This window comes from Luteibacter sp. 329MFSha (genome assembly GCF_900111665.1).
In the GTDB taxonomy this organism is placed as follows: Bacteria; Pseudomonadota; Gammaproteobacteria; order Xanthomonadales; family Rhodanobacteraceae; genus Luteibacter.
Map to the genome: position 1 here is coordinate 623,706 of NZ_FOJE01000001.1, position 21,791 is coordinate 645,496.

Sequence of the window (21,791 nt, forward strand, 5' to 3'; positions counted from 1 at the left end):
ACGTCTCCGTCAGAAGTCGTAGGTGATGCCGAAGCGGGCGTAGCGCGGCTGCGTGTAGCTGATGACCTGGTTGTAGCCATCGTTGATCGACTTGCTGCTGCCGGACACGGGGTTGCGCTGCTCGGCGCGCTGCTGGTTCAGCACGTTGAACACCGAAACGTTGAAGGCCAGCTTGCGGTCGGCCCAGAGCGGACGGTATTCGACGTTGAGGTCGACCAGCTGCTGCCACGGTTCGCGGCCCTTGGCGCCGTACGCGGACGGTTCGCCGAAGCAGAAGTGATAGTAACTGCCGTAGCCCGACGGATCGCTCTCGTTCGCGCCATAGCGGCCCAGGCAGGACTTCGGTGTGCCCGACTGCACGGTCAGGTTGGCCGAGAGCAGCCACTCGGCGGCGAGCTGGTACGAGCCATAGAGCTTCAGCTGGTGCTTGCGGTCGTTCGGCAGATAACCGTTCGCATAGTCCATCAGCGTGGCGTAATCCCAGTCGCGCGACGCCGACACCGAGCCCTGGCCGACGTCGGAACGCACCTGGCCTTCGGTGTTGCCGTAGCTGCGCGAGTAGAGGTAGTCGATCTTGGCCGCCCACTTGCCGTCGAACGGATGCGACAGGTACAGGTTCAGGCCGTAGTAGTTCCGCTTCAGGTGGCTGAAGCCGAAGTCGGCGTTGGTCACGGTCACGTCGTAGTAGCCGCCGCCTTCCTTCTTCAGCTGGTAGACGTTGGCGCGGCCTGGATTCGAGAGGTAGCAGCTGCCGACCGTGACCACGTCGATGTCCGCGCCCTGGGCGACCGCGGCGCGCGTGATGGCGCCGTTGTCGCAGACGTCGTCCAGCGCGTTGCGCAGTTTGCGCACCGTGGCCTTCGCGCCCCAGATCCATTCCTTGTTCAGCTGTTGATCCATGCCGAGGATGAACTCGTCCTGGTACTCGGACTTGATGTTCTTGGCGCTGACCGTCTTCGGGTCGGGCGGCTGGCCGTATTCGCCGTTCGGCGAGACGGCACCGCCGGTGGAGGAGGCGATGTACGTGATGCCGGTGGGCAGGCCATTACCGTCGATGCCCGTGTACGTGAAGTACTGGTTGGTCGCCAGCGAGCCGGCCGACGTGCGCAACGCGACGGAGGCGGGCATCGCGAGGAAGTAACGGCCCGCGTTGCCGTAGATCTTCATCGTGGAGTCGCCGTTGACGTCCCAGCTGAAGCCCAGGCGCGGCGCCCACTGCGGCCTGGTGAGGTTGAGGTACGGCTGGCCGGAGGGGTTGTAGTTGGTGAACTGGTCGTTGCGCAGGCCCAGCGAAAGCAGCAGGCGGTCGGTCACCTGCCAGTCGTCCATCACGTACTGCGCGCGCTGCTTCACGCGCACCGAGGCGAGCGTGTTGTAGTGGCGGATGTACGCGAAGTAGCCCGTGCCGCCGCCTGGGTAGTTGGCCGGCTTGTCGACGAACGGGCTGTCGCTGATGTTGAGGTTCGGATCCTGATGGCCGTACCACAGCTCGTAGCCGTCGCCGCCGATGGTCGTGCCGTCGTCGATGTCGCGCGAGTCCTGGTTGTCGATACCCGCGGTGATCGAGTGGTCGCCGATGCGGTAGTTGAGGTCGACGCGCAGGTTGCGGTTGGTCGACTCGTGATCGGGGTTGTCGATCGTGTCGAGCGTCTGGCCGTTGCCTCGCGGCGTGCCGCCGTTGAGCGCCGGGTTCTGCTGGTTCAGGCCGCCGATGAAGGGACCGGTCACGCCGGTATCGGGCGGCTCGTTGTAATAGGTGAGCTTCGACTTGCCGTAGAGCGCCGTGAGCGTCAGGTCGTCGGTGATGTAGCTGGTGAACTTGGCGACGTAGACCATGGCCCGGGTCTTGTACGTCGAATCGGTGTTGGCGAAGTCACCGACCTCGTCGGTCTGGTAGTCGTAGTCGTACTTGTTGCCGTTCGTGCGATGGGTCTGGTTGACGCCGGTGAGCTCGAGGATGTTGCTGTCCGTGATGTTCCAGTCGAGCTTGCCGTACCACTTCGGGTCCTTGTACGTGTACTTCGTGTCGTACGCGTGGTTGACGTCGCCGATGCTGTTGCCCTCGCTCCGTTCCATCTCCACGGCGGCGAAGGCGTAGAGCTTGTCCTTGACCAGCGGGCCGCCGGCGTACGCGCTCACGGTGGACGTCCACTCGTGGTTCCGGTCGTTGCGCTGGACGATCGTGCCCGGCGGATGCGGATTGCCGTGGCCGTAGGTGATGTTGCGGGCGCTCGCGCGCGCGAAGTCGGGCTCCCAGAGCACCTGCGTACCCGCATGCCATTCGTTGGTGCCGCGCTTGCCGACCTGGCTGATGACGCCGCCGTCCGAACGGCCGTACATGGCGGAGTAGCCGCCGCTGAGCACTTCCTGCTGGTCGATCGCGCCGTACGGCAGCGTGATGCCGCCGAAGCCGCTGAGCGGATCGGTCGTGTTCATGCCGTTGATGTAGTAGGCGTTCTCGGTGACCGACGAGCCGGAGAAGCTGACGAGCGTGTTGCCCATCGCACCCTTGAAGCTGGTGCTGCCGCGGCTCGCGCCGGGTGCGAGCAGGGCGATGCCTTCGGCGGAACGCTGCAGCGGCAGGCGCGCGAGGTCGCCCGCCGTGATGACGGTGCTGGACGCGACCGTGGCGACGTCGATCTTCGGCAGCTGCGTCGCCGAGACGGTGACCTGGTCGAGCTGCTGCGCGTCCTGCGCGGATGCCGCGGCGGCGGCGAAGGAGACGTCGGTCGCGGCGCCGACGCGCAGCGTGACGTTGTCGCGTGAATCGACGACGTTGCCGTTGGACTTCAGCGACACCTTGTAGGTGGCCAGCGGCAGCGCATCGGCGGAGTAGCGTCCGCGCGGGTCGACCTGGACCTCGCGGACGATGCCGTTGCTGCCTTCGATCAGCACGGTTTCGCCGGCCGCGGCCGGCGCCGAGCCGGCGATGCGGCCCGTGGTGGCCTGGCCGAACGCGGTGCCGGAGAGGACGGCGGCGACCGCGGCGCATAACAGGGTATGACGGAGGGTGGGGCGGGGATGCATGGGAACGCTCCGGGAAGGCATCGTGGTTGGTTTGTATCGATTGAAAATGTGTGGCTTCGGCGGCCTTCCTGGCGCGTCTTGTTTCAGGCGTAGGCGATCTCGCCCACGGCCTTACGGATGGCGGCGATCGCGCGGGACTTCTCGCTGCGACGGTCGGTGACGAGCACGTCCACGCGGTCGGCGGGACACCAGGCGACGCGGCTGCGCACGCCGATCTTGGAATGGTCGGCCGCGATGACGATGCGGCGGGCGTTCGCGCACATGGCGCGCGCGATCTCGGCTTCTTCCATCTCGAAGCTGCTGGCGCCGGCCTTCGCGTCGATGCCGACGGGCGAGAGAATCGCGACGTGCGGCTGGTAGCGCGCGATCTCGGCGACGGTGGCCGAGCCCTGCGTGCAGCCGATCTGCGCGTTGAACCGCCCGCCGAGGAGGTGCACCTCGTTGGCGTCGCGCGTCGCGAAGCGCGCGGCGACGTCCACGGCGTTCGTCACGATGGTGAGGCCGCTGCGCGTGGCGAGCGCCTCGGCGACGAGATTCATCGTGCTGCCCGCGTCCATGAAGATCGTCTGGCCGCTTTCGACCAGGCTGGCGACCTTCTTCGCGATGGCGCGCTTCTCGCGCACGCGGGTGGCATGGCGCACGTCGATCGGCGGCTCGTCGCCCGTGAGCACGGCGCCGCCGTGCACGCGACGGATCTCGCCGCGTTCCGCCAGTTCCACGAGATCGCGGCGAATGGTCTCGCGCGAGACGCCGAGCTCGGCGACGATGCGCTCGACGGACACCTGGCCGCTCGTGCGCAGCAGGTCGCGGATGCGGGAATGCCGTTCTTCATGCCACATGGTGTCGGTCCTTGAATGCGTGGAGGAGGAGGCGCATCGCGCCGAGCGCGAGGGCGCCGGCGATCACGACGCACATCGCATAGGCCGCGGCCTGGGCGAGGAAGCCGTTCTCGTCGAGGCGCATCACGGTCACGGAGGCGAGGCCGAGTGTCGGTGTGACGAGGAAGATCACGCCCGACAGCGTCACGAGCGAGCGCATGAACAGGTAGAAGAAGGTGGACACCGCGGCGGGCACGGTGAACGGAAGGATGGCGTCGCGCAGGACATGCCGCATGCCGCCGCCGGACGTCACGACCGCGTCTTCCAGCGCCTCGGGCGCCTGGCGCATGCCGGTCTGCATCGTGAGGAACGACTGCGCGTGGTAGTGGTAGAGGCTGCACGCCGCCACCAGCGCGGCGCTGCCGTAGAACACGCCGGACAGCGCGCCGTGGTTGAAGGCGAGCACGTAACCGAGGCCGAGCACCATGCCCGGCACCGCGGCGGGCAGCGAGGCGAGGAACTGCACGGGGCGCGACAGCGTCGCCGGCGCACGGCGCAGGCCGGCGGCGAGTGCGAAGACCAGCGGCGTGCCCGCCACGGCGGCGGTCAGGGCGACGCCGAGCGACGTGGCGACCGGTCCGTAACCGTCGGGCATGCCGGTCGTGTAGTTCGCCAGCGTGAGCGTGCGGTCGTAAGGCCAGAGCTTCACGACGCTGACATAGGCCACGGTCGCGACGATGGCCACGAGCGGCAGCAACGCGATGACGGACACCACGCCGAGGAAGAGATCGCGCGGCGCGTTGCGTCGTGGCACGAGCGGTTGGCCCGGGCGTGCGTCGCCGCTGTCCTGCCGCCGCTTCGCGAGGCGGGCGAGTCCGACGGAAAGCAGCGCGGGAGCGAGCAGCAGGACCCCGAGCGTCGCGCCCATCGCGAAATCGAGCTGACCCACCACTTCGCTGTAGATCTCCATCGCCAGCACGCGGTAGCTGCCGCCGACGACCACCGCGCTGCCGAAGTCCGTGAGCGTTTCGGTGAAGACGAGGAAGGCGGCGGCGAGCAGCGCGTAGCGCAGGCGTGGCAGCGTCACGTCGAGGAACTGTCTCCCGTCGCCCGCGCCCATCGACGTGGCGGCGTCGTAGTGGCGCGCGGGCGTTCGCGCGAGGGCGGCGGAAACGATGATCGTCACCTGCGGCAGGCCGTAGAGCGTGTTCGCGAGCAGCAGGCCCCAGAATCCGTAGATGTCGGTCGGCAGGCCGGTGAGCCGATGCACGAGCCCGTTCCGGCCGAGCAGGCAGACAAGCCCGAGGCCGAGCACGAGCGACGGCGCGAGCATCGGCAACAGCAGCGCGCCGCGGATGAGCAACTTGCCGCGCAGGCGGGAGCGATGCAGCGCCATCGCGAGGCACAGGCCCAGGGGGACGGTGGTCGCCGTCGTCGCGAGGCCGATCGCCAGGCTTCGCCACGCCGCGCGGGGCAGGCCGGGATCGTCGAGGAGGCGTGCGAAGTTGGCCAGCGTCGGCGTGCCGTCCGCGTCCGTGACCGCGCGCCACAGCACGGTGGCGAGCGGGTGGAGGAAGAACAGGACGAGGCCGGCCACCGGTACGGCGAGGAGCAACGTCGCCGCGATGGCGCGCGAGCGCGATCGCGGCGCGGTGGCGGCGACGATGGTCATGCGCATACCCAGGCGCCGCGCAGGGCGTCGACCGTCACGATCTGGCCGCGCGGCAGCGAGTCGCGGCCGGATACCTCCACCAGGAGGCGGCGGCCACGCCACGACAGCGTCATCCGCGTCAGGTTGCCTAGGAACGTCGTCTCCTCGATGACGCCTTCGCCGCGCGGGTCGGCGACGACGACGATGTCCTCGGGGCGCAGGCAGAGCTCATACGTCGCTTCGGCGCCGGGAGGGCGGCGTTCGAGGAAGCCGGGCAGGGCGTCGCGCACGAACGCGGTGGGCAGCAGGTTCGCGCGGCCCACGAACTCGGCCACGAAACGCGTGCGCGGTCGTTCGTAGAGGTCGCGCGGCGAACCGGACTGCTCGATGCGTCCATGGTTCATGCAGATGATGGTGTCCGCCATCGCCAGCGCTTCGTCCTGGTCGTGCGTCACCATGATGGTGGGGATGCCCAGCCCCCGCTGGAGACTGCGGATCTCCGTGCGAAGCTGCGCCCGGATCGCGGGATCCAGCGCGGAAAGGGGCTCGTCGAGGAGGAGCATCGCGGGTTCGGTGGCAAGCGCGCGGGCCAGCGCCACGCGCTGCTGCTGTCCGCCGGAAAGTTCGTCGGGGAAGCGCGCGCCGAAGCCGCCCAGGCCGACGCGTTCGAGCAGCTCGCTGCTGCGCGCGGCGATCTTCGCCGGCGACTCGCGGCGAAGGCGCATCGGGTAGCCGACGTTGGCCGCGGCGGTCATGTCCGGGAACAGCGAATACGCCTGGAACACGAGGCCCATGCGGCGTTCGCGCGCGGGAAGGGTGGTGATGTCGCGTCCGCCTAGCGCGATGCGTCCGGCGTCGGGCGTCGTCAGCCCCGCGACGATGCGCAGGAGCGTGGTCTTGCCGCAGCCGCTCGGTCCCAGCAGGCAGACGAACTCGTCCTCGGCGGTGCTGAAGGACACGTCGTCGAGCACCGTGTGCCCGTTCCATGCCTTCGATAGGTCGTCGATCCGCAGGTGCATGTCGCGTTGGTTCCCCTTCGGCCGCCGCGTCAGCGGGTCAGCCGTTTGTACCGGGCGATGAGCGCCGCGCGTTCGCGCGCCGCCGTGGCGAAGTCGCGCGCGGGCAGCGTCGCGACGAGGTCGGCGGGAAGGCCTTCCCGCTGCTGTTCGGCACTGGGCACGCTGCCCGGCGCCGCCACGATTTCCTTGTAACCGCGATACAGGACGGCGGCCTCGGGCGAGGCCGTCCAGTCGAGGAAACGCCGCGCGTCGCCGGGGTTCGACGCCTTCGTCATGAGTCCCGACGCTTCGAGCTCGTAACCTTTGGCGCCTTCGGGAATCACCATCGAGACCGGATAGCCCTGGCGGATCGACTGCATGGCCGAGAACGCGAACGAGATGCCGATGGGGAATTCACCGATGCGCGCGAGCTTGCACGGCGCGGACCCGGAAAGCGTGACCTGTCCGACGTTGCGCGCGATGTCGAGCACGACCTGCATGCCCTTCGGATCGCGACCGGCGTCCGAGAGTGACGAGAGCAGCATGTATCCGGTGCCCGACGAGGCGGGGTCCGGCATGGCGACCTGCCCGCGATAGCGGGGCGACGCGAGATCGGTCCACGTCCGCGGCATCGGCAGGCCGCGCTCCGCGAGCGCTTCGCGATTCACGCACAGCGCGGCGAGGAAGCCGGTGGGCGCGAACCAGCGGCCGTCCGCGGCGCGGAACGCGGACGGCATGCGACCGATGTGGGTTCCCCGCACGGGTGTGAGCAAGGCGGCGATGCGAGGTTCCAGCATGTCGGTCACCGCCATGCCCCAGATCGCGTCGTTGCGCGGCTGCGCCGATTCGGCGAGCAGCCGCGCGGCGAGGTCGCCGCTGGACAGACGCAGGACGCGGACGTCGATGTCGGGGAGCGCCTTCTTCGCGGCGTCGAGGTACACGATGATCTCGTCGCTCTCGAGCGCGGAGTACACGGTCACGGTGCCCGCGTGCGCCGCGGCGGAGCCGGCGAGCAGCAGGATGGCGCTTCCGATTTGGCGGTATGGACGCATGGCCGGCTCGACGGATGGCGGTTCGCTTTACGTGTCACCGGGGCGGAAACGACCACCCACCGGTGTGGCGATTTGGGTATATTTGCAAACCTGTGGCGTCGTCGTCCACCAGAGAATTTTCGTTTTTGTCATCAATCCGAAACGTGTAACCGTTAGATCGCGCACGCTTTCCGCATCGGGAGTCCCGCAAGATGGAATCGTTGTCCGCCGCCGAGCGGAAAGAGTTCGAAACGTTCGCGCTGGCGATCGCCGACAACGCTCGCGCGTTGTCGCTGCCCCGGTTCCGCCGTCCGGTCGACGTGACGCTCAAGGGCGACATGAGTCCGGTGACCGCGGTGGATCGCGGCGTCGAATCGATGCTGCGCGATCGCATCGAGCACGCGTGGCCGGCGCACGGGCTGCTCGGCGAGGAATACGGCGCGACGCGCACGGATGCGGAGTTCGTCTGGTCCATCGATCCGATCGACGGCACGCGCAGCTTCATTTCGGGATGGCCGCTGTGGGGCACGTTGCTGGCGCTGCTCCGGCACGGGCGGCCGGTACTCGGCGTGCTCGACATGCCCGCGCTGGACGAACGCTGGATCGGCCACGTCGGCGTCGGCACCACCATGAACGGCGTGCGCTGCCGTACCAGCGCTTGCGAGACGCTCGATGCCGCGACGCTCTACACCACCACGCCGGACATGTTCACGCCCGACGAGTGGGTGCGCTTCGATCGCACGAGCCGGGCCGCCTACACACGCCGCTTCGGCGGCGACTGCTATGGTTACGGCATGCTCGCGTCGGGTCACATCGACGCCGTGATCGAATCGAACCTCATGCCGTACGACTATCTCGCCATCGCTCCCGTCGTGCAGGCCGCGGGCGGCGTCATCACCGACTGGGAGGGCCGCGAACTGGGCCTCGACAGCGGCGGTCGCGTGGTCGCGGCGGCCACGCCGGCGCTGCACGCGGCGCTGATCGAATCGCTCGCGCGGGACTGATACGGCCATGGTCTCCCACGATCGCCGCCGTTTCCTCCATGCCGCGGGTGCGACCGTGGCGGCCTCGTTCGTCGCGCAGGGATTTCCCGCGGCCATCGCGAAGGCGCTGGCGACGGAGCCCGACCGCCGCACGGGCACGCTCGCCGACGTCGGTCACGTCGTGGTGCTGATGCAGGAGAACCGCTCGTTCGACCATTATTTCGGCAGCCTGCGTGGCGTTCGCGGTTTCGCGGATCCACGCGTGCTCGAGCTCGGTAACGGCGATCCGGTCTGGCGCCAGCCGGTGACGCCAGCGCGCACGAAATACTGGAAGTCGCGCGGCATCGGCGACGATGTCGCATGGGTCTATCCGTTCCATCTCGACACGCACCGCAGTGGCGACCATCACGAGGGCACCGATCATGGCTGGAGCTCCGGCCACGGTGCGTGGAACCTCGGCCGTAACGACCGCTGGATCGAACAGAAGCAGGACGTGCTCACGATGGCGTACCTGCGTCGCGAGGACGCCGCGTTCCACTACGCGCTCGCCGATGCCTTCACCATCTGCGACGCGTACCACGCGTCCGCGCTGGCCGATACCGCGATCAACCGCATCTATCTGTGGAGCGGTACGTCCGATCCGTCGGGCCGGCTCGGACGCAAGGACAACGGTCCCGGCACCGAGGAGCGTCCCGACGCGAACGGTTATACGTGGACGACGTATCCGGAGCGACTCGAGAAGGCGGGCGTCACCTGGCGCGTGTACCAGGGCGGCACCGGCGATCCGGGTTCGCCCACCGACAACTACACGGACAACTCGCTCGAGTTCTTCGCCGCGTACCAGGTGAAGGAGGGCGCCGATCCGTCCGGCGCGCTCGTGCGCAACGGCGTGTCCACGCACACGCTGCGCGACCTGCGTGACGACGTGCTGCACGACCGCCTGCCGCAGGTCACCTGGATCGTCGCGCCGTACAAGTACAGCGAGCATCCCACCTCGTCGCCCGCCGATGGCGCGGCGTACATCAAGCGCGTGATCGAGGCCCTGACCGCGAACGCGAAGGTGTGGAGCCGCACGGTCCTGTTCCTCAACTACGACGAGAACGACGGGTTCTTCGACCACGTCGTCCCGCCCGCGCCGCCGCTGGAGGACGGCGAGGGCGTCGTGTCTCCCGATCTCGTCGGAGGTCTGATTGACGAAACGATGGACCTCGACCGGCATCGCCGGATCGCGTCGCCGCTCGTCCCCGGAAGCGATCCCGGCGGGAAGCAGGTGGTCGGCCTCGGCAACCGTGTCCCGATGATCGTCGTCTCGCCCTGGACGCGAGGTGGATGGGTGTGCTCCGAAACGTTCGACCATACGTCCGTGCTGCGCTTCCTGGAGAAGCGCTTCGGCGTCGAGGAGCCGAACATCAGCACGTGGCGGCGCAGCGTTTGCGGCGATCTTACCAGTGCCTTCGATTTCGGCGGCCGGTCCGATCCGTCGATGCCCGCGTTGCGCGTGCCGACCGGCTTCAGCGGAAAGGCGCCGGTCGCGGTGCCCGGCACGCAGACGATGCCGGTGCAGGAACCGGGCACGCGGCCGGCACGGGCGCTCGGTTACGCGTGGCACCTGCGGCATCGCATCGAGGACGGATCCAGCCGTCTTTCCTTCGACAACCACGGCCGGCTCGGCGCGGCGTTCATGGTCTACGACGGGCTCGACCGGGATGCGCCGCCGCGTCGTTATGCGGCCAGCGCGGGCACCGCGATCGAGGATGCGTGGCCCCTCGCGAAGGCCGGCGACGCTTACGACCGGCGTATCCATGGCCCGAATGGCTACTACGCGGCGGTGCGCGGATTCGCCGACGATGCGCTGGAGGCGTGGGTCCGGGGCGTGGAGGGCAAGCGCGCCGTCGAGGTCGTCGTGACGAACGGCGGCCCGGCCCCGGTCGCGGTGGCGATCTCCGAGGCCTACGGGCCGACGCGGCACGAACTCGCGCTCCCGGCCGGTGCGAGCCAGACGCTGACGCTGGATCTCACCGCGAGCGCCGGATGGTTCGACGTGTCGATCCTGACGCCGCCCACGCCGCGCTACCTCCGTCGCTACGCGGGACATCACGAGGACGGGAAGCCGGCAACCAGCGATCCGGCACGTTCCGCCCCTGCGATCGCCTCGCCGTAGGCACCGGCGTGCGCCGGTGCGACGTCGAGGGAGCGGGTGGCGTCCGGCAAGGTTCCCTCACCGTCGCACCGTCGCACGCCGGTGCCGACGTCGAGGGTGCTGGTGGCGTCCGGCCAGGTACCCCTCACCGTCGCACCGGCGCACGCCGGTGCCTACGGCGAAGCGCCCGGCCCGGCGAAGGCCGCCGCGTGTCCCCGGACGGCTATACTCACGAGCCAGCCCCACCGAATCCCCCCGACCGTGACCAGCGAACTTTCCTCGATCATCGATTTCATCCGCTACGGCGCCAGCCGTTTCTCGGCCGCCGGCCTGACCTTCGGGCACAGCCACGACAATCCGATCGACGAGGCCACGCATCTGGTGCTGGCCGCGCTGCACCTGCCGCCGGACATTCCGCCGGCCTACGGCGCGGGCAAGCTGGTCGCCGCCGAGCGCGAGGCCGTGCTGGCGCTGATCGAGCGCCGGGTCGTCGAGCGCGTGCCGGTGGCCTATCTCGTGGGCGAGACCTGGTTCGCGGGCATGAAGTTCAAGAGCGACCGCCGCGCGCTGGTGCCGCGTTCGCCGATCGCGGAGCTGATCGAGAGCCGCTTCACCCCGTGGCTGGACGATCGCCACGTGGAACGCGCGCTCGACATGTGCACCGGCTCGGGCTGCATCGGCATCGCCATGGCCGAGTACAACCCGGAGTGGAAGGTCGACCTGGCCGACGTCAGCGACGACGCGCTGTCGCTGGCCAACGAGAACATCGTGTTCCAGCACGTCGAGGACCGCGTGCGCGCGGTGAAGTCTGACCTCTTCGCCGGCCTCCAGGGCGAGGTCTACGACCTGATCGTCTCCAACCCGCCGTACGTCACCAACGACGAATACGCCGCGATGCCGGCCGAATACAGCCATGAGCCCGTCCTCGGCCTGACATCCGGCGATGATGGACTGGACCTCACGCTGCGCATGCTCGACGAGGCGGCCGACCATCTGAGCGAGGACGGCCTGCTGATCGTCGAGGTGGGCGACAGCGAGCATGCGCTGGTCAACCTGCTGCCCCGCGTCCCGTTCGTGTGGCTGGAGTTCAAGGTGGGCCAGATGGGGATCTTCGCGCTGGAACGGCGCGACCTCGTCGAGCATGCCGCCGACATCGCCGCCGTTCGCGCCGCAAGAAACTGACCTTCACCGGAAGTACCGTGTCCTCCAATACGTTCGGCAAGATCCTCTCCGTCACCACCTTCGGCGAAAGCCACGGCCCGGCGATCGGTTGCGTCGTCGACGGGTGCCCGCCGGGGCTCGCGCTCGAGCCCGGCGAGTTCCGCGCCGACCTGGAACGCCGCGCGACGGGCCGCTCGCGGCACACGTCGCAGCGGCGCGAGGCCGACGATATCGAGATCCTCTCCGGGGTCTACGAGGGCGTGACCACCGGCACCCCGATCGCGCTGCTGATCCGCAACACGGATGCGCGTTCGAAGGATTACGGCAACATCCTCGACACGTTCCGCCCCGGCCACGCCGACTACACCTACTGGCAGAAGTACGGCGTGCGCGATCCGCGCGGGGGTGGGCGATCCTCGGCGCGCGAGACCACCATGCGTGTGGCCGCCGGTGTCATCGCGAAGAAATGGCTGGCACAGCGCCATGGCGTGACGGTGCGCGGGCACGTCGCGCAGATCGGCGACGTCGTGCCGCGCGGCTTCGACGCCGACGCGATCGAGGGTAGCCCGTTCTTCTGGCCCGACGCCGCGCAGGTGCCCGAGCTCGAGGCCTACATGGACGCCCTGCGCAAGTCGGGCGATTCGGTCGGCGCGAAAGTCACCGTGGTCGCCGAGGGCGTGCCGGCGGGGTGGGGAGAGCCGATCTACGGCAAGCTCGACGGCGAGATCGCGGCGGCCATGATGTCGATCAATGCCGTGAAGGGCGTGGAGATCGGCGACGGCTTCGCCGCCGTGGCCCAGCGCGGCACGCAGCACCGCGACGAACTCACGGCCGACGGTTTCCTGTCCAATCACGCGGGCGGCATCCTCGGCGGCATCGCGTCCGGCCAGCCGGTCGTCGTGTCGATGGCGTTCAAGCCGACCTCGAGCATCCTGATCCCGGGTCGCAGCGTCGATCGCGCGGGCCAGCCGACCGAGGTGGTGACCAAGGGCCGCCACGATCCCTGCGTCGGCATCCGCGCCGTGCCGATCGCCGAAGCGATGCTGGCCCTCGTGCTGATGGACCAGGCGCTGCGTCATCGCGCCCAGTGCGGCGACGTGGGCGAGGTGCCGCCGCGGATTCCAGGGGCCGTCCGGGAGTAACCGATGAACCAACCCGTCGTCTGGATTTCCCGCCCGTTCTTCCCCGACATCGTCGATCGCCTGCGGCCGCATTTCGAGGTGCGGGCGGAAACCGAGGAGCGGACGTTCGGTAGCGCCGACCTCGCGAAGCACCTCGCCGGCGCCGACGCCGCGATCGTCGGGCTCGCGGAGCGCATCGACGCGGCCGCCATCGCCGGCGCCTCGCGCCTGCGTTTCGTCGCGAACCTCGGGGTGGGCTACAACAACCTCGACCTGGATGCCCTGACCGCCGCGGGCATCGGTGCGTCGAACACCCCCGACGTCCTCACCGAGACCGTCGCCGACTACGCCTGGGCGCTGATGCTCGCCGCCGCGCGACGGGTGGGCGAGGCCGAGCGCTGGCTGCGCGACGGCCAGTGGCACGGCTCCCGCTTCGAGGGCTGGCTCGGCGCGGACGTCCACGGCAAGACGATCGGCATCCTCGGGATGGGCCGCATCGGCCAGGCCGTCGCACGCCGCGCGGCCGGCTTCCGGGCGCAGGTGCTGTATCACAATCGCTCGCGCCTGCCGGCGGAGGTCGAACGCGAATGCGCGGCGACCTACGTCGACAAGGCCACGCTGCTCGGCCGGTCCGACCATCTCATCCTGGTGCTGCCGTACACCGCGCAGAACCACCACGCGATCGGCGAGGCCGAACTGAAGGCGATGAAGCCGACCGCGACGCTCGTCAACATCGCGCGTGGCGGCATCGTCGACGACGCGGCGCTGGCGCGTGCGCTGGCCACCGGCGAGATCGCGGCGGCGGGCATCGACGTGTTCGAAGGGGAGCCCTCGGTCCATCCGGGGCTGCTCGAACGGGACAATATCGTCCTCAGTCCGCACATCGCCAGCGCAAGTCGCGACACACGTCGCGATATGGCGGCGCTGGCTGTGGACAATGTGCTGGCGGCGTTCGGACACGGTCCACACGCCGGCCAGCCACCCACGATCCTCAATCCGGGTGTGCTGGCCGACGCCAGCTGACCTTCCATCCACGCCTGACAAAAGCGAAGCATGAGCAAGAAGACGAGTTACAAGGTGGCCATGGTGGGCGCGACCGGCGCGGTCGGCGAAACCCTCCTGTCGATCCTCGCCGAGCGGGATTTCCCCGTCAGCGAACTGGTTCCCCTGGCGAGCGAGCGCTCGGCGGGCGGTACCGTCGACTTCGCCGGAAAACCGTATACCGTCCAGGACCTTGCGAAATACGACTTCGACGGCGTCGACATCGCGTTCTTCTCGGCTGGCGGATCGGTGAGCCGCGAGCACGCCCCGCGCGCCGCCGCCGCGGGTGCCGTGGTCATCGACAACACTTCCGAGTTCCGCTACCAGGACGACATCCCGCTGGTGGTGTCCGAGGTGAACCCGCACGCCATCGCCGACTACACGGTGCGCGGCATCATCGCCAACCCGAACTGCTCGACGATGCAGATGCTGGTGGCGCTGGCGCCGATCCATCGCGAGGCGGGGATCGAGCGCATCAACGTCGCGACGTACCAGTCGGTGTCCGGCGCGGGTCGCAGCGGCATGGAGGAACTGGGCAAGCAGACCGCCCAGATGCTCAACTTCCAGGACGTGGAGACGGCCAAGTTCCCGAAGCAGATCGCGTTCAACGTGATTCCGCACATCGACGACTTCCAGGCCAACGGCTACACCAAGGAAGAGATGAAGATGGTCTGGGAGACCCGGAAGATCCTCGAGGACGCGTCCATCCAGGTGAATCCGACCGCCGTCCGCGTGCCGGTGTTCTACGGCCACGCCGAGGCGGTGCACATCGAAACCCGCGACAAGATCACCGCCGAACGCGCGCGCGACTTGCTGGAGCAGGCGCCGGGCGTGGTGGTGCAGGACGAGCGCAAGGCCGGTGGCTATCCGACGCCGGTCGGCGACGCGGCCGGGAAGGACCCGGTCTTCGTCGGCCGCATCCGCGAGGACATCTCCCACGAGCGCGGCCTCGACCTGTGGGTCGTCGCGGACAACATCCGCAAGGGTGCCGCGCTCAACGCCGTGCAGATCGCGGAAATCCTGATCGAGGATTACCTGTAATGAACCCTCGCGTCGCCACCTTCCTGCTGCTGATGCTCCCCGCGCTCGCCGCGTCGGCGGCGCAGCGGCCGCAGGACCGGGCGACGCGCGCGGACTCGTCGTCCTCCCGCGCGCGGCTCGATGCCCTTCGCGGGCAGGAGAAACGCGAGGACGCCGAAGTCCGCCAGCTGAAGACGCGTGTGGACACGCTGGAGTCGCACTCGAAGGAGGCCGGGCAGGCGCTGGAGGAACGGGATCGCCGGATCGCCGAGCTCCAGCGGCAGCTGGAGGCCGCGCAGGGCCATTGACCGAAGTACATGTAAGGGGGGCGTGTACGGGCCTCGCGAACGACTCAACGTTGTCGCGTAACTATCCGTAGCCGCTATTGTTAGTTGTTGTCGGGGTGCACTACAGTGGCGCCTTCGCGGCCGATCGCCCGATAGAGGCGCGCCGCCGGCATGGATCCAGTTCGGGGGACGTAACACATGAACCGCACGTTGAAGCTTTCGATCATGCTGGCGTTGGCCAGCTGGGGCGGCACCGCCCTGGCTCAGAGTCTGGGTGCCGTCCAGGTGCGCTCCACCATGGATCAGCCGCTGGTCGCCGAGATTCCGCTCACCGGCGTGTCGGGCAACCTGGGCAACGTCCAGGTGGCGCTGGCGTCGGAGGACGCCTTCCGCCGGGCTGGGCTCAATCGCGGCGGCCTTCCCGTCGCCCTGAACTTCACCGTCGCCAAGGGCGCCTCCGGGCAGCCCGTCGTTCGCGTCACCAGTGCCGAGCCGGTCCGCGACACCTACCTCGATTTCCTCGTCGAAGTCTCCTCGGGCGGCAACAAGGTCGTCCGGGAAGTCACGATGCTGCTCGACCCGCCGGGCTCGCCGATCCACCAGGCGGCGTCGACGGCCGAAGCGCAGGCTCCCGCCGCGCCGCCGTCGCGTACGTCGGACGTGCCGCCGCGGGTGCCGGCGGCCAGCGACGCGCGTCCCTCGCGCACCGCCGAGACAGCTGCGCCGCCGGCGCCGGCTCCCGCGGCGCCCGCTCCCGCTCCCGCGCCTCGCCAGTCGGCGCCGCGCCGTGCGTCCGCCGACTCCTATGGCCCGGTGCAGCGTGGCCAGACGCTGTCCACCATCGCCCGCCAGCATGCGGGCGGCGCGGACATGAACCAGATGCTCGTGGCCCTGCAGAAGGCCAATCCGGACGCCTTCTATCGCGACAACATGAACGCGTTGAAGACGGGTGCGGTCCTGCGTATCCCGTCTGCCGACGAGGTGCGTGCGGAGAGCGCCGACGCGGCGCTCTCCGAAGTCCGCCGCCAGAACGAATCCTGGCGCGCCGGTAGCACCCGCGCGCCGTCGACGGTCGCCGATGCCGCCTCCACGGGCGCGAGCCAGCCGAAGGCGAAGTCCGCCGCCAGCGCCGACGACCGTCTCGCCATCGTGCCGTCGAAGGATGGCGGCGACGCCGCGTCCACCCGCGCCGGAACGAAGGGTGGCACGGGCGACGCCCAGGTCGCCGGCCTCCGTCAGGAACTGGCGACCTCGCAGGAAAGCGTCGCGTCGCTCAAGCAGCAGGGCGCCGAGCTGAAGTCGCGCATCGGCGAGCTCGAGGCGATCGACGCGAAGAACCAGCGCCTGCTAAGCCTGAAGGATTCGGAGATCGCCGAGCTCCAGCGCAAGCTGGCCGAGGCGCAGAAGGGCGCGGCCGTCGCGGCCGCTCCGGCTCCAGCACCGACACCGGCGGCTGCCGCCAGCGCGCCGGTCGCGGCCGCCACGGCACCGGCCACCGCCGCCAGCACCGCGGCAGCCCCGGTCGCTTCCGCGACCGTCGCCACGACCCCGCTCGCGTCCCCGGCGCCCGCCGCGGCGGCGACGGCCGTCGCCGCACCGCCGGCGCCCGTCGCGAAGCCGACCCCGGCCCATGTCACGCCCACGGCTCCCGTCGCCGAGGAAGATCCCTGGTTCATGCAGCCCTGGGCCTGGGGTGGCGGCGCGATCGTCATCCTCCTGCTGCTCGTCGCGGCCGTGTTCGGTCGCAGGAAACCGAAGGCCGCGGCCGCCGTCGCCGGCACGCCGTCGCTCGCCGATCGTTTCGGCCAGGAGCCCACGTTCGGCGACTTCGAGCACACCGACACGATGGACCAGGACCAGCGCGAGATCCTCGACGCGCTGGCGGAGCACCCGGACGACATCGGGCTGCATCTGGAACTGGTCAGCCTGTACTACGGCCGCCGCGACGTCGATCACTTCGAGGCCGCCGCCGAAGCCATGTTCGCCCATGTCGCCGATCCCGAGCAGCCGGAATGGCGCGAGGTGGTGATGATGGGCGAGGACCTCGCCCCGACGCATCCGCTGTTCGGCGGCGTGCCGGTCGACGAGATCGACGATCCGTACGACGACGACACGTACACGGCCGGCTCGCCGCAGCACCCGGATCACGCCGCGGCGCTGGAGGAGTTCGACCTCGGCACGTACGTGACCAGCCCGGACGAAGAGACGCGCCCTGCGACGCCCGCGCCGCAGAAGCACAGCGAATATCACTTCAATTTCGACCTGACCCCGGTGCAGCGCGCCGAGGCGGATCGTCGTCCGCATGCGCCGGAAGTGTTCGACGTGGACGCGCCGGAATCGCCGTATGCCGAAGCGCACGGCACGCATGAAGGCCATGCGGCGTTCGGCGACGTGCTCGCCAGCGAGACGGCCGCCCACGACGAGCCGCGCTCGACCTGGTCGTTCGACGAGGATGCCGATCGCGCGCCGACGCACGACGAGCCGGCCTTCGAGGCGCCGAAGCATGTGGACGAGCTCCCGCGCTTCGACGAACCGCCGCGTTTCGACGAACCGGTGTTCGCCGACGAAGAGCCGATCGGGGATCACGGCCCGGAAAGCTTCAGCGACGACCCGGTCGACACGAAGCTCGATCTCGCCCGCGCCTATCTGGACATGGGCGACGCCGAGGGCGCCCGCCTCATGCTGGACGAGGTGATCGCGGAAGGCTCGCAGATGCAGAAGGACACGGCCCGCCGGATCCTCGACGATATCGTCTGATCGCGAGCACAGGCAGAACAGAAAGCCCCGGCCACCCGCCCGGGCTTTTTTCTTGTAGGAGCGGACCCGGCCGCGACAGCTTTTCGCCGGACGCATCGGGCCCTGCGGCTCACGGCTCCAACGGCGTCGCGGCCAGGTCCGCTCCAACAGCCATCGGTGCGGTGTGGGAGCGGACCCGGCCGCGACAGCTTCTCGCGGGGCGCAGCAGGCCCCGCGGCTCACGGCCCCAACGACGTCGCGGCCAGGTCCGCTCCAACAGCGGCTCGTTGGCGACGGGATGGTACCCTTTGCGGCTCCCACCACTTCCGACCCACCCCATGCGCATCGCCCTTGGCGTCGAATACGACGGCACCGATTTTCTTGGCTGGCAGCGGCTCAGCCACGCGAAGACCGTGCAGGGCGCGCTGGAAGAAGCGCTGACCTACGTCGCGCACGCGCCGGTGGAAGTGACGGCGGCCGGCCGCACGGATGCAGGCGTGCATGGCCGCTGCCAGGTGGTGCATTTCGATACCGACGTCGTGCGCGACATGCGTGGCTGGGTCCTCGGCGCGTGCTCGAACCTGCCGCACAGCGTGGCGGTGACCTGGGCGCAGCCCGTGGCCGACGACTTCCACGCGCGCTTCTCGGCGCGGGCCCGGCGCTATCGCTACCGCATCCTGCCGCGCTTCGTGCGACCGGCGCTCGACGCGCGTTTCGTGGCCTGGGAACGCCGCCAGCTCGACGCCGACGCGATGCACGTCGCGGCGCAGGCGATCGTCGGCGAGCACGACTTTTCCGCATTCCGTGCCGTGTCGTGCCAGGCCGCGCATGCGCGGCGCAACGTGCGGTCGATCCGCGTGTTCCGCGAGGACATCCACGTGGTGGTGGAGATCGAGGCGAACGCGTTCCTGCACCACATGGTGCGCAACATCGTCGGGTCGCTGCTGCCCATCGGTCGCGGGGAGCGCCCGGTCGAATGGATGGCCGAACTGCTCGAGGGCCGGGATCGCGAAATCGCCGGCGCGACCGCGCCCGCGGAAGGACTCACGTTCCTCGGACCGATGTACGAAGCCCACTGGGGCCTTCCGGTGGAGGTGACGCTATGACGCGCATCAAGTGCTGCGGGATCACGCGTGTCGACGACGTGCAGCTCGCCGCGCGTCTCGGCGCGGATGCGGTCGGTTTCGTGATGACGCGCAAGAGCAAGCGGTTCGTCGACCCTTCGACCGCGGCGACCCTGCGCGATGCGGTGCCGCCGTTCGTCGGCATCGTGGCGCTGGTCATGGACGACGATCCCGCCTACGTGGCGGAGGTCGTGCGTGTGCTCCGGCCGGACATGCTCCAGTTCCACGGCGTGGAAACCCAGGCGGAGTGCGCGGCGCACGGCGTACGCTGGCTGAAGGCCATCGCGATGGGCGAGGGCGCGCCGGCGCTCGCGCGCCTGCGCGACTACCCCGCGGCCGCCGGCCTCCTGCTCGACGGGCACGGACTTGGCGAGCAGGGCGGCAGCGGCCAGCGCTTCGACTGGTCGCTGATGCCGAAGGATCTCGCGCAGCCGCTGATCCTCGCCGGTGGCCTCACCGCCGACAACGTCGCGGAAGCGATCCGCGTCGCCCGGCCGTGGGCCGTGGACGTCTCCAGTGGCATCGAGGCGTCGCCCGGCATCAAGGATCGGGCTAAGATGGAACGCTTCATTTCCGCCGTGCGCGCCGTCCCCAGCGCGTGAGCGGCCCCCAGCAGATACCGAGAAGGCAATGACGCAGATCACGGATTTCCACGCCTGGCCCGACGCCCACGGTCGGTTCGGCGACTTCGGCGGCATTTACGTCGCCGAGACCCTGATGGAGCCGCTGGCCGAGCTCACCGCCGCCTACGAGAAGCTGCGCTCCGACCCGGCGTTCATCGCCGAGCTCGATCGCGATCTCAAGCACTACGTCGGCCGCCCGAGCCCGGTCTATCACGCCGAGCGGCTGTCGAAGCACGTCGGCGGCGCGCGCATCGTGCTCAAGCGCGAAGACCTGAACCACACCGGCGCGCACAAGATCAACAACACCGTCGGCCAGGCGCTCGTGGCGCGCTACATGGGCAAGTCGCGCATCATCGCCGAGACCGGCGCCGGGCAGCACGGCGTGGCCAGCGCCACGGTCGCCGCGCGCATGGGCCTGAAGTGCGTCGTGTACATGGGCGCCGTCGACATCGAGCGGCAGAAGATCAACGTCTACCGCATGCGCCTGCTGGGCGCCGAGGTCGTGCCGGTGACGTCCGGTTCGAAGACGCTCAAGGACGCCCTGAACGAGGCGATGCGCGACTGGGTCACGAACGTCGAGGACACCTTCTACATCATCGGCACCGTCGCGGGCCCGCACCCGTATCCGCAGATGGTGCGCGACTTCAACGCGATCGTCGGCCGCGAGGCCCGCGCGCAGACCATCGAACAGTTCGGGCGCCTGCCCGACGTCGTCACCGCCTGCGTCGGCGGCGGGTCGAACGCGATCGGCATCTTCCACGCGTTCCTCAACGACGGCGGTGTGCGCCTCGTCGGCGCCGAAGCCGCCGGCGACGGCCTCGAGACGGGTCGCCACGCGGCCTCGCTCGCCGCCGGCAAGCCGGGCGTGCTGCACGGCAACCGCACGTACGTGCTCTCCGATGCGAATGGCCAGATCGTCGAGACGCATTCGATCTCGGCAGGCCTCGACTATCCGGGCGTCGGTCCCGAGCACGCGTTCCTCAAGGACGCCGGCCGCGCCGAGTACGTCGGCGTCACCGACGACGAGGCGCTCGAAGCCTTCCACCTGCTCGCCCGCACCGAGGGCATCCTGCCGGCGCTCGAGTCGAGCCACGCCATCGCCCAGGCGATGAAGCTGGCGCGCGAGCTGCCGAAGGACGGCATCGTCCTCGCCAACCTCTCGGGGCGTGGCGACAAGGACGTGCATACCATCGCCGCCCGCGAAGGAATCGAACTCTGATGAGCCGCATCGAACGCCGCTTCGCGGCGCTGAAGTCCGCCGGCCGCACCGGCCTGATCCCCTTCGTCACCGCCGGCGATCCGTCGCCGGACGGCATGGTGTCGCTGCTCCATGGCCTGGTGGCCGCCGGCGCCGACGTGATCGAGCTTGGCGTGCCGTTCTCCGACCCCATGGCCGACGGTCCGGTCATCCAGCACGCCAGCGAGCGCGCGATCGCGAAGGGCGTCGGCCTGGCGAACGTGCTGGCCTGGGTGGCCGCGTTCCGCGAGACGGATGACGAGACCCCGATCGTGCTGATGGGCTACCTCAATCCGGTGGAGATGTACGGATACGCGGCGTTCGCCGAAGATGCCGTCGAAGCCGGCGTGGATGGCGTCCTGATGGTCGACTGTCCGCTGGAGGAGTCGCACGTCCTGGAACCGCTGCGCGAGGCCGGGCTCGACCAGATCCTGCTCGCGTCGCCGACGACGGCCGAGACGCGCCTGGCCGCCCTCTGCGAGGCGGCGACGGGCTTCCTGTACTATGTATCGTTCGCCGGCATCACCGGCGCGGCCCAGCTGAGCACCGGCGACATCGCCGAGCGCGTCGCCGGCATCCGCGCCCGGTCGAAGGCTCCGGTCGCCGTGGGCTTCGGTGTCCGCGACGCCGAGGGTGCGAAGGCGATCGGCGAATTCGCCGACGCCGTCGTCATCGGCAGCGCCCTGGTCGACCGCCTCGCCGGTGCGACCTCGGCCGACGATGCCGTCGGCAGGGCAAGGGATTTCCTCGCGCCGATCCGCGCCGCGCTCGACGCGCGCTGATCGGGCGAGCG

17 protein-coding genes are annotated in these 21,791 nt (G+C 69.4%); 12 read left to right on the top strand and 5 right to left on the bottom strand.

What is annotated here, in order from left to right:
* Positions 1–9 precede the first annotated feature (9 nt).
* From BMW54_RS02790 to BMW54_RS02810, 5 genes are all read right to left on the bottom strand, one after another.
* Positions 10–3,027 (bottom strand): TonB-dependent receptor, encoded by a 3,018-nt coding sequence (locus BMW54_RS02790; RefSeq protein WP_254779022.1) that lies wholly within the window; start codon positions 3,025–3,027, stop codon positions 10–12.
* Positions 3,028–3,110: 83 nt separating this feature from the next.
* Positions 3,111–3,866 (bottom strand): DeoR/GlpR family DNA-binding transcription regulator, encoded by a 756-nt coding sequence (locus BMW54_RS02795; protein ID WP_090052815.1) that lies wholly within the window; start codon positions 3,864–3,866, stop codon positions 3,111–3,113.
* Positions 3,856–5,517, bottom strand: a complete 1,662-nt coding sequence (locus BMW54_RS02800) for an ABC transporter permease subunit (RefSeq protein ID WP_217642587.1) — start codon at positions 5,515–5,517, stop codon at positions 3,856–3,858. The genes BMW54_RS02795 and BMW54_RS02800 overlap by 11 nt, the downstream gene beginning before the upstream one ends.
* Positions 5,514–6,515 (bottom strand): ABC transporter ATP-binding protein, encoded by a 1,002-nt coding sequence (locus tag BMW54_RS02805; protein ID WP_090052818.1) that lies wholly within the window; start codon positions 6,513–6,515, stop codon positions 5,514–5,516. Before BMW54_RS02805 ends, BMW54_RS02800 begins: the two co-directional genes overlap by 4 nt.
* Positions 6,516–6,544: 29 nt before the next feature.
* Entirely contained in the window at positions 6,545–7,546 is a 1,002-nt protein-coding gene (locus BMW54_RS02810) for an extracellular solute-binding protein (protein WP_090052819.1), read from the bottom strand.
* Between the two features lie 191 nt (positions 7,547–7,737).
* On the opposite strand from BMW54_RS02810, the gene hisN reads away from it, so the two are divergent.
* The 12 genes from hisN (at position 7,738) to trpA (ending at position 21,780) form a co-directional block, all read left to right on the top strand.
* The gene (gene hisN / locus BMW54_RS02815; RefSeq protein WP_090052821.1) at positions 7,738–8,529 is read left to right on the top strand and encodes a histidinol-phosphatase; all 792 of its coding nucleotides are present in this window, start codon (positions 7,738–7,740) and stop codon (positions 8,527–8,529) included.
* Positions 8,530–8,536: 7 nt separating this feature from the next.
* Positions 8,537–10,669 carry a phosphocholine-specific phospholipase C gene (locus BMW54_RS02820; RefSeq protein ID WP_090052822.1) on the top strand — a complete coding sequence of 711 codons (2,133 nt, stop codon included), beginning with the start codon at positions 8,537–8,539 and terminating at the stop codon, positions 10,667–10,669.
* A gap of 240 nt (positions 10,670–10,909) precedes the next feature.
* On the top strand, positions 10,910–11,830 hold the full coding sequence (gene prmB / locus BMW54_RS02825; protein ID WP_090052824.1) for a 50S ribosomal protein L3 N(5)-glutamine methyltransferase: 921 nt from the start codon (positions 10,910–10,912) through the stop codon (positions 11,828–11,830).
* 17 nt (positions 11,831–11,847) lie between these two features.
* Positions 11,848–12,951, top strand: a complete 1,104-nt coding sequence (gene aroC, locus BMW54_RS02830; protein ID WP_090052825.1) for a chorismate synthase — start codon at positions 11,848–11,850, stop codon at positions 12,949–12,951.
* Positions 12,952–12,954: 3 nt separating this feature from the next.
* The gene (locus tag BMW54_RS02835; protein ID WP_090052827.1) at positions 12,955–13,953 is read left to right on the top strand and encodes a 2-hydroxyacid dehydrogenase; all 999 of its coding nucleotides are present in this window, start codon (positions 12,955–12,957) and stop codon (positions 13,951–13,953) included.
* 30 nt (positions 13,954–13,983) lie between these two features.
* A complete protein-coding gene (locus BMW54_RS02840) occupies positions 13,984–15,012 on the top strand; it encodes an aspartate-semialdehyde dehydrogenase (protein ID WP_090052828.1) in 1,029 nt (342 codons plus the stop codon).
* On the top strand, positions 15,012–15,299 hold the full coding sequence (locus BMW54_RS02845; RefSeq protein WP_090052832.1) for a hypothetical protein: 288 nt from the start codon (positions 15,012–15,014) through the stop codon (positions 15,297–15,299). Before BMW54_RS02840 ends, BMW54_RS02845 begins: the two co-directional genes overlap by 1 nt.
* A 177-nt stretch (positions 15,300–15,476) precedes the next feature.
* Positions 15,477–18,035 carry a motility hub landmark protein FimV gene (locus BMW54_RS02850; RefSeq protein WP_090052834.1) on the top strand — a complete coding sequence of 853 codons (2,559 nt, stop codon included), beginning with the start codon at positions 15,477–15,479 and terminating at the stop codon, positions 18,033–18,035.
* Positions 18,036–18,352: 317 nt separating this feature from the next.
* Positions 18,353–19,120, top strand: coding sequence for a tRNA pseudouridine(38-40) synthase TruA (truA, locus tag BMW54_RS02855; RefSeq protein ID WP_090052835.1), 768 nt, complete (start codon positions 18,353–18,355; stop codon positions 19,118–19,120).
* Entirely contained in the window at positions 19,117–19,740 is a 624-nt protein-coding gene (locus BMW54_RS02860) for a phosphoribosylanthranilate isomerase (protein WP_090052837.1), read from the top strand. Before truA ends, BMW54_RS02860 begins: the two co-directional genes overlap by 4 nt.
* Before the next feature lie 28 nt (positions 19,741–19,768).
* A complete protein-coding gene (gene trpB / locus BMW54_RS02865; protein WP_090052838.1) occupies positions 19,769–20,980 on the top strand; it encodes a tryptophan synthase subunit beta in 1,212 nt (403 codons plus the stop codon).
* Complete coding sequence (gene trpA, locus BMW54_RS02870; protein WP_090052840.1) at positions 20,980–21,780, top strand: tryptophan synthase subunit alpha; 801 nt, start codon at positions 20,980–20,982, stop codon at positions 21,778–21,780. The genes trpB and trpA overlap by 1 nt, the downstream gene beginning before the upstream one ends.
* The last annotated feature ends 11 nt before the right edge of the window (positions 21,781–21,791 follow it).

Bases quoted from the DNA above. Each gene is read 5' to 3' on its own strand.
- BMW54_RS02790 (WP_254779022.1), bottom strand. From the start codon at position 3,027: ATGCATCCCCGCCCCACCCTCCGTCATACCCTGTTATGCGCCGCGGTC.
- BMW54_RS02795 (WP_090052815.1), bottom strand. From the start codon at position 3,866: ATGTGGCATGAAGAACGGCATTCCCGCATCCGCGACCTGCTGCGCACG.
- BMW54_RS02800 (WP_217642587.1), bottom strand. From the start codon at position 5,517: ATGACCATCGTCGCCGCCACCGCGCCGCGATCGCGCTCGCGCGCCATC.
- BMW54_RS02805 (WP_090052818.1), bottom strand. From the start codon at position 6,515: ATGCACCTGCGGATCGACGACCTATCGAAGGCATGGAACGGGCACACG.
- BMW54_RS02810 (WP_090052819.1), bottom strand. From the start codon at position 7,546: ATGCGTCCATACCGCCAAATCGGAAGCGCCATCCTGCTGCTCGCCGGC.
- hisN (WP_090052821.1), top strand. From the start codon at position 7,738: ATGGAATCGTTGTCCGCCGCCGAGCGGAAAGAGTTCGAAACGTTCGCG.
- BMW54_RS02820 (WP_090052822.1), top strand. From the start codon at position 8,537: ATGGTCTCCCACGATCGCCGCCGTTTCCTCCATGCCGCGGGTGCGACC.
- BMW54_RS02835 (WP_090052827.1), top strand. From the start codon at position 12,955: ATGAACCAACCCGTCGTCTGGATTTCCCGCCCGTTCTTCCCCGACATC.
- BMW54_RS02840 (WP_090052828.1), top strand. From the start codon at position 13,984: ATGAGCAAGAAGACGAGTTACAAGGTGGCCATGGTGGGCGCGACCGGC.
- BMW54_RS02845 (WP_090052832.1), top strand. From the start codon at position 15,012: ATGAACCCTCGCGTCGCCACCTTCCTGCTGCTGATGCTCCCCGCGCTC.
- BMW54_RS02850 (WP_090052834.1), top strand. From the start codon at position 15,477: ATGAACCGCACGTTGAAGCTTTCGATCATGCTGGCGTTGGCCAGCTGG.
- truA (WP_090052835.1), top strand. From the start codon at position 18,353: ATGCGCATCGCCCTTGGCGTCGAATACGACGGCACCGATTTTCTTGGC.
- BMW54_RS02860 (WP_090052837.1), top strand. From the start codon at position 19,117: ATGACGCGCATCAAGTGCTGCGGGATCACGCGTGTCGACGACGTGCAG.
- trpB (WP_090052838.1), top strand. From the start codon at position 19,769: ATGACGCAGATCACGGATTTCCACGCCTGGCCCGACGCCCACGGTCGG.
- trpA (WP_090052840.1), top strand. From the start codon at position 20,980: ATGAGCCGCATCGAACGCCGCTTCGCGGCGCTGAAGTCCGCCGGCCGC.